This is a genomic window from Pectobacterium zantedeschiae (assembly GCF_004137795.1).
Taxonomy (GTDB): domain Bacteria; phylum Pseudomonadota; class Gammaproteobacteria; order Enterobacterales; family Enterobacteriaceae; genus Pectobacterium; species Pectobacterium zantedeschiae.
Map to the genome: position 1 here is coordinate 2,352,106 of NZ_NWTM01000001.1, position 14,251 is coordinate 2,366,356.

A 14,251-nucleotide genomic window follows, 5' to 3' on the forward strand; every position below is an offset into this window, starting at 1 on the left:
TGCACAGCCATATTGGGTGCTAAGTAAAACGTTTATAGCGTAAAAAGACAAGCGGAGATCTAAAAACCAGAGTATCTAGCCTAATTACACTAAAAAATAAGAATATAAATTGGTTTATCATGATTTGCATGACACATGATTTGCGCATTTATCGATATTTCACTGCAATAAAACTGATAAAAATAGGCATAAAATGCGTAGTTCGATCATAAAAAAAACATATTGCACAAAAATGTCGCGAGCGAAGAGCAGGATAACGGCCATAAAAAAGGCCGGATCGTATGATCCAGCCTCTGTCTATCCATTATGGAGATAAGGTTACCTCATGGGTATCACCACACGCGATTGGCAATATCCACGACAAGCTTCAGCTTATTCCACTGCTGTTCTTCCGTCAGGCTGTTACCCTCTTCCGTTGAAGCAAAACCACACTGCGGGCTCAGACAAATCTGGCTAAGATCGACATACTTTGCCGCTTCCGCGATACGTGCCTGCACAACTTCAGCGTCTTCCAATTCGCCGTTCTTCGTGGTGATCAGCCCCAGCACGACTTGCTGATGACCCGGCTTCACAAAACGCAGCGGCTCAAAGCCCCCCGCTCGCTCGGTATCGTATTCCAGGAAGAATGCATCGACATTCACTTCACCAAACAGAATTTCTGCAACAGGCTCATACCCGCCTTCAGAAATCCAGGTTGAACGGAAATTACCACGACAAACGTGTAAACCGATAACCAGATCGGCGGGTTTATCAGCCAGTGCTTTATTCAGGACGTCGGCATAGGTCCGTGCCAACTGCGCCGGATCTTCGCCACGTTCACGAATCTGGCGTTTTTGATCGTCAGAACACAGGTAGGCCCACACGGTGTCATCCAGTTGCAGGAAACGGCAACCCGCATCATAAAATGCGTGAATCGCATCGCGCCAGGTTTGTGCCAGATCGTCGAAGTATTCGGCCAGATCGGGATAAACCGTCGCATCAATCGCTTTTCTGCCACCGCGGAAATGCATCACGCTCGGGCTAGGAATCGTCATTTTAGCAACGGCATCACCAGAAATGCTGTTCAGGTAACGGAAATGATCGAGCATCGGGTGCTGAGGATTAAAACTCACTTTATCCACGACACGAATCGCATGGGATTTGGTCTGGATACCGTTGAATTGAATACCGTGATCGGCTTCGTAGCGCTCCACGCCGTGCAAATCGGCAAAGAAGTCAAAGTGCCACCAGGCACGGCGCAACTCACCGTCTGTCACAACCTGCAAGCCCGCTTCACGCTGCTTTTCTACCACCCGCAGAATCTCACGATCTTCAATATTACGCAGCGCGACATCATCAATCTCGCCCACCTGATGCTGAAGACGAGCCTGCTTAATCGCTGCTGGACGTAAGAAGCTGCCGACGATATCGGCACGGAAAGGGGATAAAGTGTTCGCCATATGTCGCTCCTGACATGTTGCCAGCACTCATCTTCAGGAAATAAGTGTACTGACAGATAGTTTCAATATGAAATATTTGCCCAGAGGGATAGTTACATTTAATCTTATTTGGCCATCTGGACGTCTAAATTTAAAGCTATCGTGTCACGTGGCGAATCGCAGGGCAATGGAAGAATTTTCACATCACATGAATAAAATTCATGTAGTAAGAAAATATCGCAAATCGTCATAGAGAAAGAAGTTATTCAGGCAGGCCAATCTGTTGACGCGCCTGACGACGCGTTTCTTCCGGCAGCGGCAAGTAGCCATCCTGATTCACCAGCGATTGTCCCGTCTCAGACAGCACGCGCGCCAAAAATGCCGCCGTCAGCGCTTCCAGCGGTTGTCCGGGTGCTTTGTTGACATAGATGTAGAGATAACGGGTGTAGGGATACAAGCCACTGCGAATATTTTCAGTCGAGGGATAAATGTAGTCGGTGCCTTGTGCGGCTAATGGCAGCATTTTTACACCGCTGGAACGAAAGCCTACGCTGGCATAGCCGATCGCATCGGTTGATGCAGCAATCGCCTGAACAACGGACGCGGAACCTGGCAGCTCATTAACTTGGGGAAGAAAATCGCCACGGCATAGCGCTTTTTGCTTAAAGAACCCATAGGTTCCCGATGCAGAATTGCGCCCATAACGCAGTAGCGTGCGCTTTTCCCAACTGCCGTGCAGCCCAAGGTCACCCCAGTGTTTTATCGGCTGGTGGTTACCGCAGCGCTGCGTAATCGAAAAGATCGCGTCCAACTGTGACAAATTCAGCCCGGACAGGGGGTTATCCTGATTAACCAATACAACCAGCGCATCCATTGCCACCGGCACCGCCAGCGGCGGATAACCGTAATGCTGAACAAAAGCCTCAATTTCGCTGGCCTTCATCGCCCTGCTCATCGGCCCGAGCTGTGCGGCACCTGATGCCAGAGACGTTGGCGCGGAGGACGACCCAGCAGCCTGAATCTGTAAATTCACGTTCGGATAATGCTGGCTGAAATCCGCCGCCCAAAAGGCCATCAGGTTAGCCAGCGTATCCGACCCCGCGCTGGAGAGGTTACCTGCCAGCATCTGACGAGGCTGCGCGGAGCAAAACGCGCTGAGCAGCAGTAAAAAAGCGCCCGCAATACGTATGGCGGATTTCATGGATAGCATTTTCCGTCAGGCTGAAGGTTTCACCGTATTTTCAGCCAGAGAGGTAGGGACAATCAACCGATTCGGCAACGTAAAGACAAAACGTGATCCCAGACCATCCTCACTCATGATCTCCAGACGGGAATCATGATGACTGAGCGCATGCTTAACAATCGCCAGCCCCAGCCCACTACCGCCCGTCTGTCGCGAACGCGCTTTATCCACGCGATAAAAACGTTCAGTCAGGCGCGGCAAATGCTCGGCTGCAATTCCTGGCCCGTTATCGCTGACCTGAAATTGCGCACCTTGTGGGATCTTCTGCCAGCAGACTTCGATACGCGTTCCCTCTGGCGTATGGTTGACCGCGTTATACACCAGATTGGATACCGCACTGCGCAACTGCTCTTCATTACCAAACACGCAGAGGTTTTCATTCACACGAAAGACGATCTCATGGCGCCCTTGGCTCAGGGTCTGCGCTTCACGCTGTAACACGCGCAGCATCAGCGGAATATCGACTTTTTCATTCAGATCGATCGCCGTGGCAGCCTCGATGCGGGACAAGGTCAGCAGTTGTTTAACCAGCCCATCCATGCGTCGGGTTTGCTCCTGCATAGTATTCAACGCTTTCCCGCGAAGCGCCGTATCCAGCGTTTCTTCCTGCATCATTTCCAGATAGCCCTGCAACACCGTCAACGGGGTTCTCAATTCATGACTTACATTGGCAAAAAAGTTACGTCTGGCGCCTTCTAGCTGGTGCATTTGCGTAATATCACGCACCACCATCAGTAGCTGCCCTTCGGAATAGGGCATCACGCGGAATTCAACATGATGGGAATTATTCAATTGCAGCGTGAGAGGACGGCTGAAATCTTGTCCTTTCATGTAATTAGTAAATTCGGGGTAGCGCAATAAATTGAGGATATTCTGCCCGTTATCTTCCGGCCAGCGGAAGTTGAGCAGGTGTTGCGCCAGATGATTACACCAGAAGATCGTTCCCTCTTCAGTGGTGATCACCACGGCATCCGGTAAAGATTCGGCACCACTGCGAAACCGTTTAATCAAGAGCGCCAATTCACGGCGTCGGCGTCGGTTACGCAACTGCATCTGATAGAGCCCGTAGAACAGCGGCTCCCAGCTCCAGCGGCCGGGCGGCGGCGTCATACTGCGGTCGACCCACAGCCAGTAAGAGAGTTTGAGCTGGTTATAAAAATTCCAGCAAAGTAAGCCTAAAACGGCGACCAGCAGAAACCAGGGCAGATAGCCAAAAATCAGCCCCAGCAGTAAAGCGGGTAGACAAAAAAAAGCTAGCTCCAATGCCAGCCTTTTCCAGGATAAACGTTCTAGCACGTTAGTGTTTCTCCGGTTACGATCACCTCAGTAACGCGTTGAAAAACGGTAGCCCGTTCCCCGAACGGTTTGCACCATTTTGTCATGTCCGCTGGTTTCCAGCGCTTTACGCAGGCGACGAATATGGACGTCGACAGTACGATCCTCAACATAAACGTTAGTGCCCCACACGTGATTCAGCAACTGCTCCCGGCTATAAACACGTTCAGGATGCGTCATAAAGAAATGCAGCAGTTTAAACTCCGTCGGCCCCATGTCCAATGCGTGCTCTTCGGTCGTCACGCGATGCGAGGAAGGGTCGAGACTTAAGCCACGCATTTCAATCACTTCTTCCACCGCCATCGGTGAAATACGGCGCATAACGGCTTTGATTCGCGCCACCAGCTCTTTGGGTGAAAAGGGTTTGGTAATGTAATCATCCGCTCCCACTTCAAGCCCGCGTACGCGGTCTTCTTCTTCGCCACGTGCGGTCAGCATCATCACCGGAATATCACGCGTCAGTGCTTCGCGCTTCATATGCTTGATGAATTGCAGGCCCGAACCTCCTGGCAGCATCCAGTCCAATAACACCAGCTCTGGGAAAGGCTCCGACAGTTGCGTTACCGCACTGTCATAATCTTCGGCTTCAACTGGCTGATAACCATTTTGTTCCAGTACAAAGCAGACCATTTCACGAATTGGTGCTTCATCTTCCACGACTAATATGCGTTTTGCCATTGTTAATCCTGTCGTTAATCATCGTCGCTGTTAGCAGGCGAAAGGCATTATGCGTCAGTTTTATGACAGATTTATGAAAAACACACGGCCCCTCATCGCATGGTGTTACAGCGCGTACATCCTATTCTTCGAGCCACTTTCCAAACGTTTGATTCCACCGCGACAGCCACCATCCCTGCTATATATAATCATGGCATTACGGTGACAGAGCACCATGCGACGACACACCATTTCACATAATGGACAATGACAACGTCATCCAACGCCACACGGCATGAATATCGAGAGAGCACGATGCGCATTATCCACACCGCCGATTGGCATTTAGGGCAATATTTTTATACCAAAAGCCGCGCCGCTGAGCATCAGGCTTTTCTGCGCTGGCTTATCGCTCAGGTGGAACACCACCATGTCGATGCCATTATAGTCGCAGGCGATATTTTTGATAACGGTTCGCCTCCCAGCTATGCGCGGGAAATGTATTATAGCTTCGTGGTAGAGCTACAGCGCACTGGCTGCCAGCTCGTCATTCTCGGCGGCAACCACGATTCTGTCGCGATGTTGAATGAATCCCGTGGCTTGCTCGCCTGTCTGAACACGCGGGTGATTGCCTGTGCCAGCGACGATCCATCACAACAGGTACTGCTGTTGGAAAATCGTCAACAGCAGCCCGGCGCCCTGCTCTGCGCGATTCCTTTTTTACGTCCGCGTGATGTGCTAACCAGTAAAGCTGGGCAATCCGGTGATGAAAAACAGCTGGCGCTACAGGAAGCGATTACTGCGCACTATCAGCAGTGTTACCAATTGGCTTGTCAGAAGCGAGACGAGCTTGGCTTACCGCTGCCGATTATTGCAACCGGGCACCTGACGACGATTGGCGCAACCGCTTCGGAATCCGTGCGCGATATCTATATCGGTACGCTCGATGCCTTTCCCGCTCAGGCTTTTCCCCCTGCGGATTACATTGCGCTTGGGCATATTCACCGCCCACAGCGCGTGACCCAAAGTGAGCACATCCGCTACAGCGGTTCGCCTATCCCGCTAAGTTTTGATGAACTCGGCAGCGAAAAATCCGTTTGTCTGGTCAGCTTTATACCCGATGCACCACCGCAAATAGACATACTGCCCATTCCCGTAACCCAGCCGATGCAGCTGATTAAAGGCAGTCTGAGCGACATTGAACAGCAACTGGCCACCTTTCAGAACTATCAGGGGGATAAACCGGTATGGCTGGATATCGAACTCAGCACGCAAGATTATCTGAGCGACATGCAAAAGCGCGTTCAAGCGATGACCGAGAACCTGCCCGTTGAGGTGCTTCTGCTACGCCGCACGCGCGAACAGCGTTTGCAGGCGATGATCCGACAGGACAAGGAAACGCTAAACGAATTGAGTGTGCATGACGTTTTTGAACGTCGTTTGGCAACGGAGACAGACATGGAAGAGGGCCGCCAACAGCGCGTTCGTACGCTGTTTAATCAGGTTATTGATGAATTGGAAAATAGCGAGCCTGCCAAATGAAAATCCTCAGTCTGCGCTTAAAAAACCTCAACGCGCTGAAAGGCGAATGGAAGATCGACTTCACGCAGGAGCCCTTTTCCAGCAACGGCTTATTTGCTATTACCGGCCCAACCGGGGCAGGAAAAACCACGCTGCTGGATGCCATTTGTCTGGCGCTGTATCACGAAACACCACGGTTGGGTCAGCTTTCCGCTGGTAATAACGATCTGATGACTCGCAACACTGCGGAGTGCCTCGCCGAGGTCGAGTTCGAGGTTAAAGGTGTCGGATATCGTGCTTTCTGGAGCCAGCGTCGGGCTAGAAATTCACCGGATGGGAATTTACAGGCCCCCAAGGCCGAACTGGCGCTCATTGAAGGCGGCAAAATTCTGTGTGAAAAGCTCAATGATAAGAAAGAGATGACCACGCAGCTCACCGGACTGGATTTTGGCCGTTTTACGCGATCCATGATGCTGTCGCAGGGGCAATTTGCCGCGTTTCTCAACGCAAAAGCAGACGACAGAGCGGAACTGCTGGAAGAACTGACCGGCACGGATATTTACGGACTGATTTCCGAGCGCGTCTATGAAAAGCACAAACAGGCAAACATCGCGTTGAACACGCTACAGGCGCGCGCTTTGGGCATTCAGCTGTTGACCGATGAACAGCGTCAGCAGGTAGAAACACAGCTTGCCGGGCTACTCCAGCAAGAGCAACAGAGCAACGCCGAGCGTGAGCAAGCACTGACTACGCTTCGCTGGTTTGAGCAATTGACGCAGCGGCAAGCGCAGCTCACTAACACGCAGGCGCAACATGCGACTGCTGAATCAGCCATTCAGCAGGCCAAGCAGCAGCTCGAAAAATTAGCCAACAGCGAACCGGCAGAAAAACTGAGGCCACTGCATCAGGACAGAGAGCGCTATCAACAGGAATCCCTTACGCTTGCCCAGCAGATTGCACAACTGACTGAGAAACAGAGCGCAGAACAGTTGGCTTTGACAACGCTACGCCAGCAGGAAGAAAAGGCGGAACAGAACGTTAGTGACCATAAACGGGAACGTCAGAAACAAGAGTTGTTGATCAACGAACAGGTTGTGCCGCTTGACCATCGTATTGCCACGCTGGTTCAGCAAAAAGCCCAGCAGCAGGACGAACTGGCAAAAACGCAGCGTCGTCTGCAAGCCGACGAAAGCAAGCAAACGCAGATAGCGGCGGAGAAACAGCAGGCCAAACAACAGCTTGAACAGATTCAATCTTACCGTCAGCAACACGCGCATCACCAGCAGTGGGGAGAGCAACTTCCCCTGTGGCGCGCACAGTTTCGGCAGTTGCGCCAGCTTCAAGACGAGCAACAAAAGCTAAATCAAAAACAGGCACAGCACGTTGAACAGTCGGCAGCGATCCAGCAAGAGGCTGCAACGCTGACGGCACAACTGCGTGAACAACAAACCGTCGTTGATGCCGCGCGCGAGTTGTTCACACAGCAGGATGAGATACGGAAAAATCAGGAAACACAACAGCCACTTTCCACCCTGCTCCAGCGGTTTAACCAACTCATTGACCAGCGAACCGCACGCCAACAGCTCGCGACAATCAGCGACCAGTTCCAGCGTCTTCATTCCCGTAAACAGCAGCATCTCGCCAGACAAGATGAGATACAAGGGCATATCAGCCAGTCAGAAGTCGTAAAGAAACAGCAACAGTCTGAGCATGAACAGCGCACCCAGCATCTGGCCGATCTGGAAACAATGTACCGGCAGGAAGAGCGTATCGTTAAGTTGGAAGCCGAACGGCAACGGCTACAGGCTGGCGATCCTTGTCCGCTGTGCGGTTCGACCGAGCATCCGGCGATTGAACGCTATCAGGCACTGCAACCATCCGAAACCCAAAAGCGCCTAACGGCGCTACAGCAGGAAGTGAGCCAATTAGCAACGGCGCTGGCAAATACGACGGCTCGGTTGACCTCGCTAGAGCAACAGCGGGAACAACTCCTACAGGACATCGCTCAGCTCGATAGCGAACATCAAACCCTGTTACAACAGTGGCAAGATGTCAGTAAGCGCTTACAAGTTAACTACACGCTGGAACAGCAGGACGAGGTTGCCGCTTGGTTTGAACAAAGTGAGGCCGAAGAACAAGACATTCGCCAGCAGATTACCGCTCGCGAACAACAGCAAAAGCGGTGGCAGGAAAGTAAGGATTCACTGACTGCTTCAGAGACATTACTGCGAGAACTCGACCAAAAAATTGCGCTAAACGCCCAGCAACAAACCTCGCTAAACGATTCACAGGCAGAAATTGTCCAATCACTGCAAGACGTGCAGCGGCAGCTAGAGCAGTACACTCAGGAAATCACACTGACGCTGGAAAATGCGGGCCTGCTTCTACCGGAAACCGCAGCACAAGATAGCTGGTTGGTTCAGCGCGAGAACGAATGGCAAGACTGGAAAACCAAAGAACAGGAGCAGTCTCGCTTAATTCCTTTATTAGCCACTCTGGAAAGCGATTTTCAGCATCTGAACCTCAGTGTGACCGAGGTAAAACAGCAGCTACAGGTGCAACAGCAACAGCTGGAGCAGCACAACAACACACTCCAAATAAGCCAACAAGCGCGGCAGGCGCTTTTCGGTGACAGGCAAATCGCCGATGTGCGCGAACAGCTACAACGAATCAGCCAGCAGTATGACGATGCACTTCGGTTAGCCCAGTCAGCACGTCAGCAGACCGAAACGACGTTGAGTCGCCTGACGGGAGAACTGACCCGCACGCAACAGCAGTATGAACAGAGTACACATCAACGCGACAGTGCGACTGAACGTTTTACTCAGGCTTTGCAGCACAGTGCTTTTGCTGATGAAACCGCCTTCCTGAATGCGCTGCTTGATGAGCAAGAGCGACAGGCCTTGCAGGCATTGAAGGAGAAACTGTATCGAAGCTTGCAGCAGGCAGCGGCGCTTCACCACCAGGCTGAACAGGCATTACTTGAGCAGCAACAAAAACGGCCTGCATCCCTCCCAGAAGAAGCAACGCAGGAATCTGTGCAACAGCGGTTGTCAGAACAGGATGACACGCTGAAAGCCAATCTGAGGCAACAAGGCGAATTCCAACGTCAGCTATCTGACGATCGGCAACAGCGCCAGAACCAGCAGACCTTGCTTAACGAGATCGCCCAAAGCCAGAAAATGTATGACGACTGGGATGCGTTAAACTCGCTGATCGGTTCAAGTAAAGGGGACAAATTCCGCAAGTTTGCTCAGGGACTAACGTTGGATCATCTGATCTATCTCGCCAATCTCCAACTTTCACGCCTGCACGATCGTTACCAGCTAAAACGTAAGCCCGGTGGCGAGCTAGAACTTCTGGTGATGGATACCTGGCAGGCAGACGCAGAACGCGACACAAAAACGCTATCCGGTGGCGAGAGTTTTCTGGTGAGCCTGTCGCTCGCACTGGCGCTATCCGATCTGGTCAGCCATAGAGCCAGCATCGACTCTCTGTTTCTGGATGAGGGTTTCGGTACGCTGGATGCCGAAACGCTGGATATCGCGCTGGATGCGCTCGATAACCTGAACGCCTCCGGTAAAACCATCGGCGTCATCAGTCATGTCGAAGCCATGAAAGAACGAATTCCAGTACAGATCAAAGTACAGAAAGTTAACGGGCTGGGTATCAGCCGACTGGCACCGCAGTACGCCGTTTAGCCCTTACTCCGTCTTTGGCCATAGCCAGGCGGCTCCGCGAACCCCGCTGGAGTCGCCGTGTATGGCCTGCCGCACAGGCGTTTCGCACTCGCTGCCGAAGATCCACTGTTTAATCTTTTCCGGCACGGTCTGATAAAGACGAGAAACATTACTCATTCCGCCTCCCAGTACCACCACGTCAGGATCGAGCAGGTTAATCACGTGTGCCAGCGATTTTGCCAGACGATGTTCATAGCGCTGTAATGCCAGCTCTGCGATGGCATCACCCTGATCTGCCAAGGCAATGATTGCTTCACCCTTGTGCGGCTGGCCGCTCAGACGCTGGTAATCCAGTGCAAACCCCGTTCCAGAAATAAAGGATTCAATGCAGCCGGACTTGCCGCAATAACAGGGAACTGTCTGCCGATAATGAAGTTCATCTTCATCCATCCAGGGCAGCGGGTTATGCCCCCATTCACCAGCAATACCGTTGCCGCCGACGTGAGCCTGACCGTTCAGCGCAATTCCCGATCCACAGCCAGTGCCGATGATGACCGCGAAAACGGTCTGCTTTCCTGCTCCAGCACCGTCTACCGCTTCTGAAACAGCGAAGCAGTTCGCATCATTCGCAACCCGCACGGGCCGATTTAACAGCGTGGCAAGATCGAGATCCAGCGCCTGACCGTTGAGCCAGGTCGAGTTGGCATTTTTTACCTTACCAGTAAACGGCGACAGCGTACCGGGAATACCCACGCCAACGCTACCGCGACAGCCGATTGCTTTTTCAGCCATCTCTACCAACGTGGCAATAGTCCGCAACGTTTCTGGATAGTCATTTCTTGGCGTCGGCATACGCTGCCGAAAACGTTCTTGCCCCTCATCGTCCAACGCAATGACTTCTGTTTTCGTCCCGCCCAGATCGATACCGATTCTCATGATGTCTCCCCACGTGTTGTAAATAGGCCCGCGTAAGTTTGTCACCGACCTGAAAACTTTCTTAATAGAGATAATCAGAGAAAGCAATCTACTGTCACCCAAATCGTGATAGGTATTCCTCTGAATCGCGGTATTTTATTCCACATTACGGTCTCGAATTCGTTATCATGCGCGCAACGTTACAAACCCGCGTGCAAACCTGCGCGCCCAGTCAGGGATAACACCATGCTGTGGTTTAAAAACTTAATGATTTACCGCCTAAGCCGGGACAGCGTGCTGTCCAAAGATAACGTTTTGTCTGCGGATGAAATGGAAAAACGGCTCAGTGCCTTCGCGTTCACCCCGTGCGGCAGTCAGGATATGATGAAAACGGGTTGGGTATCGCCGATGGGATCGCATAGCGATGCATTAACGCACGTCGTTAATGGGCAAATCGTTATCTGCGTTCGCAAAGAAGAAAAAATTCTTCCGTCCCCCGTCATCAAACAAACCCTTCAGGCAAAAATTGAACGTCTGGAAGCGGAGCAACACCGCAAGCTGAAAAAAACCGAAAAAGATTCGCTGAAAGACGAAGTGCTGCACAGCCTGCTGCCACGTGCATTCAGCCGTTTCAGTCAGGTCTGGCTATGGATCGATACGGTTAACGGCTTGATTATGGTCGATGCCGCTAGCGCCAAAAAAGCAGAAGATACGCTGGCGTTACTGCGCAAAACCCTGGGCTCTCTGCCTGTTGTGCCACTGACAATGGAAAACCCTATTGAGCTAACGCTGACTGAGTGGGTACGTTCCGGTGAGCCAGCAGCAGGCTTCGTGCTACAGGATGAAGCAGAACTGAAAGCGATTCTGGAAGACGGTGGCGTGATCCGCTGTAAAAAACAGGATCTGGTGTGCGATGAAATTGCCGTGCATATTGAAGCGGGCAAGCTAGTCACCAAGCTGGCGCTGGACTGGCAGGAACGCATTCAACTGGTCTTGTCTGATGACGGTTCGGTAAAACGGTTGAAGTTCTCAGATACGCTGCGGGAACAGAATGACGACATCGATCGGGAAGATTTTGCTCAACGGTTTGATGCCGATTTCATTTTGATGACCAGCGAGCTGGCAGCATTGATTGCAAATCTGATTGAAGCGCTGGGCGGCGAAGCCCAACGTTAATACGATCGATTGTTAATACTATCGATTGTTAATACAGTCGGTGATTGCCCGCCAGCGTTCTGGCGGGCAAAACACCCTCAGTCTCTGAATCCGTTAGACCCGGAATGCCCCGACGACGGCGTTCAGTTCTTCAGCCTGTGATTGCAACGCGCCCGACGCGGCAGCAGATTCCTGCACCAACGCAGCGTTTTGTTGCACCATCGAATCCAACTGTGCTACCGCTTTGTTGATCTCGTTGATGCCACGCATTTGTTCATCCGCTGCATGTGTAATTTCAGACATCACCGTGCTCACGGTAGACACACCGCCAACAATTTCATTCATCTTGTCGCTGGCCTGACGCACCTGCACCGAGCCAGAGGTGACGCTGGAGACCGTCGATTCAATCAGCTCTTTAATCTCTTTTGCAGCCTGCGCACTGCGCTGTGCCAAACTGCGAACTTCACCGGCAACAACGGCGAAACCACGCCCCTGTTCACCCGCTCGCGCGGCCTCGACTGCGGCGTTAAGCGCCAAAATGTTAGTCTGGAAGGCAATGCCATCGATCACGCCGATAATGTCGCCGATTTTACCCGACGCGACCACGATATCTTCCATCGTGACAATCACATCAGACACCACTTTTCCGCCCGTCCCCGCATCTTTCGAGAGCAGCAGCGCTTTAGCGTTAACCTGCTGCGCAGACCCTGCCGATTGCGTCACCGCAGCAGAGATCTCTTCCAGCGACGCTGCCGTTTGCTGAATACTCGACGCCGCAGATTCAGTGCGCGCAGAGAGATCGTTGTTCCCTGCTGAGATCTCATCCGCAGCAACCTGAAGCGATGCGCTGATATCCCGAATCTGAATCATTACCTGACTGATCTTATCGACAAAAATATTAAACGAGCGGGCAATTTGCGACACTTCATCATGCCCTTCATCAGGCAGGCGCTGTGTCAGGTCGTTGTTGCCGTTGCTGATATCATCCATTGCGTCACGGATTTGCAGCAGGCGCTTGAGCGTTGACGTGATGATGAAACCGATAATCAGCGTTCCCAGCAGCGCAATAGCAACCAGTGTGATGATAGAAGTAGACAACAGAGAGCGCATGCCAGCAGTGGCTTCCGCTTTATCCAACGCCACCAGCATATACCAGCTCGTGCCAGTAATCGGTTTTGCCAACACCAGCTTTGTCGACCCAGAAAAATCCACATCGTGAGCGCTATTAGCGGAAAGAACCTCGTTCAGATTAATCGCAGGGGCAATGTCGGTGATGTTTTTCAGCGTCAGTTTTTCATCCGGGTGCGCAATGATCGTACCGTTACGGTCAATCAACACACCGAAACTCCCCGGAGTTGGGTTGATGGCTTTGACGTTTTCGATCACGCTTTTCATCGTGACGTCACTACCAACTACGCCTCTCACCTTGCCTCCTTCCAGCACCGGAGCGACGAAAGAAACCACCAGCGTATTCGTTACCATATCAACGTACGGCGCAGTCGCTAGCGGCTTGCCTTCTTTCACCGCCTGCTGATACCAGGGTCTGATGGTAGGGTTGTAATCGGCAGGAATACCGCCAGGATCGGCAAATTTGGCAGTGCCATTCGCGTAGCCCATGTACACGTTCAGGAAACCACCGGATGCCACAATCTGTTTAAACAGCGGAATAGGATCTTCATCCTGTATAGCGCGGTCATGCAGTGCAGAGATCATCAGCGTTTTAGAAGCAACCCAGTCGCTAACCGCTATACTATGGCTGGTCGCAACCGCATCCAGCGTATTCTGGATCGATTCCTTATTGGCGTTATTGGCTATGGTGTAATTAAGAAAGGTATTAATAACAAGCGAAAGTACAACAATGGTCGAACAGGCCGCAAGAATGCGGGAACGGGTCGTTTTCAGCATAAAATACTCTTTGCGTAGAATAGTTATACTATCCATAACGGCACAGCAAAATAAAACTTGAATGCGATCACATTCTACAGCTGCCATTTATCTTAAAAACTGCGTTGAAAATTAATACGTTCAACCAATCCATTACGTAAAAAAAGTAGGGTAATTAAAAATACGCTAAAAAACCAATGTAAATCACCATAAATAAACAACCATAAAGAATAAAAAACTTATTATTTTCCATAATAAAAAATTATTGATAAGGCTCATTATTTATTAAATTTTAACAAGTTAGGGATAATTCTTAATAACCATCCATTCTTTCATATTATTAATTAATAAACATAATTAAATAAAACAACTCATATATGGAATTAATGATTAGCGTTACAAGAAAGAGCGAGAGATTACACGCTAGAGATATATGCTACCGG

General features: G+C 51.2%; 9 protein-coding genes. 3 read left to right on the forward strand and 6 right to left on the reverse strand.

Annotation, left to right across the window (positions count from 1 at the left end; all coding sequences use genetic code 11):
- Nucleotides 1-332: 332 nt before the first annotated feature.
- The 4 genes from CLR69_RS10720 to phoB all read right to left on the reverse strand — a co-directional run bounded on the left by CLR69_RS10720 (nt 333) and on the right by phoB (nt 4,674).
- Complete coding sequence (locus CLR69_RS10720) at nt 333-1,439, reverse strand: cobalamin-independent methionine synthase II family protein (protein WP_129712633.1); 1,107 nt, start codon at nt 1,437-1,439, stop codon at nt 333-335.
- A 241-nt stretch (nt 1,440-1,680) separates the two neighbouring features.
- Nucleotides 1,681-2,619, reverse strand: a complete 939-nt coding sequence (locus tag CLR69_RS10725) for a PstS family phosphate ABC transporter substrate-binding protein (RefSeq protein ID WP_129712634.1) — start codon at nt 2,617-2,619, stop codon at nt 1,681-1,683.
- Nucleotides 2,620-2,634: 15 nt separating this feature from the next.
- Nucleotides 2,635-3,957, reverse strand: coding sequence for a phosphate regulon sensor histidine kinase PhoR (gene phoR, locus CLR69_RS10730; protein ID WP_129703274.1), 1,323 nt, complete (start codon nt 3,955-3,957; stop codon nt 2,635-2,637).
- A gap of 27 nt (nt 3,958-3,984) precedes the next feature.
- Nucleotides 3,985-4,674: a phosphate response regulator transcription factor PhoB gene (gene phoB, locus CLR69_RS10735; protein WP_005975981.1), complete on the reverse strand. Its 690-nt coding sequence runs from the start codon at nt 4,672-4,674 to the stop codon at nt 3,985-3,987.
- A 294-nt stretch (nt 4,675-4,968) separates the two neighbouring features.
- Between phoB and sbcD the strand changes: the two genes are divergently transcribed.
- Both sbcD and CLR69_RS10745 read left to right on the forward strand, forming a co-directional pair.
- Nucleotides 4,969-6,195 carry an exonuclease subunit SbcD gene (sbcD, locus tag CLR69_RS10740; RefSeq protein WP_129712862.1) on the forward strand — a complete coding sequence of 409 codons (1,227 nt, stop codon included), beginning with the start codon at nt 4,969-4,971 and terminating at the stop codon, nt 6,193-6,195.
- The gene (locus CLR69_RS10745; RefSeq protein WP_129712635.1) at nt 6,192-9,875 is read left to right on the forward strand and encodes an SbcC/MukB-like Walker B domain-containing protein; all 3,684 of its coding nucleotides are present in this window, start codon (nt 6,192-6,194) and stop codon (nt 9,873-9,875) included. Before sbcD ends, CLR69_RS10745 begins: the two co-directional genes overlap by 4 nt.
- A gap of 3 nt (nt 9,876-9,878) precedes the next feature.
- Here CLR69_RS10745 and mak read toward each other — a convergent pair whose 3' ends face one another.
- The gene (mak, locus tag CLR69_RS10750; protein ID WP_129712636.1) at nt 9,879-10,790 is read right to left on the reverse strand and encodes a fructokinase; all 912 of its coding nucleotides are present in this window, start codon (nt 10,788-10,790) and stop codon (nt 9,879-9,881) included.
- A 225-nt stretch (nt 10,791-11,015) separates the two neighbouring features.
- On the opposite strand from mak, the gene rdgC reads away from it, so the two are divergent.
- Nucleotides 11,016-11,945 carry a recombination-associated protein RdgC gene (gene rdgC, locus CLR69_RS10755; RefSeq protein WP_129703268.1) on the forward strand — a complete coding sequence of 310 codons (930 nt, stop codon included), beginning with the start codon at nt 11,016-11,018 and terminating at the stop codon, nt 11,943-11,945.
- Nucleotides 11,946-12,038: 93 nt separating this feature from the next.
- Here the strand turns inward: rdgC and CLR69_RS10760 are convergent, their stop codons facing one another.
- Nucleotides 12,039-13,829, reverse strand: a complete 1,791-nt coding sequence (locus CLR69_RS10760; protein WP_129703266.1) for a methyl-accepting chemotaxis protein — start codon at nt 13,827-13,829, stop codon at nt 12,039-12,041.
- Nucleotides 13,830-14,251 lie beyond the last annotated feature (422 nt).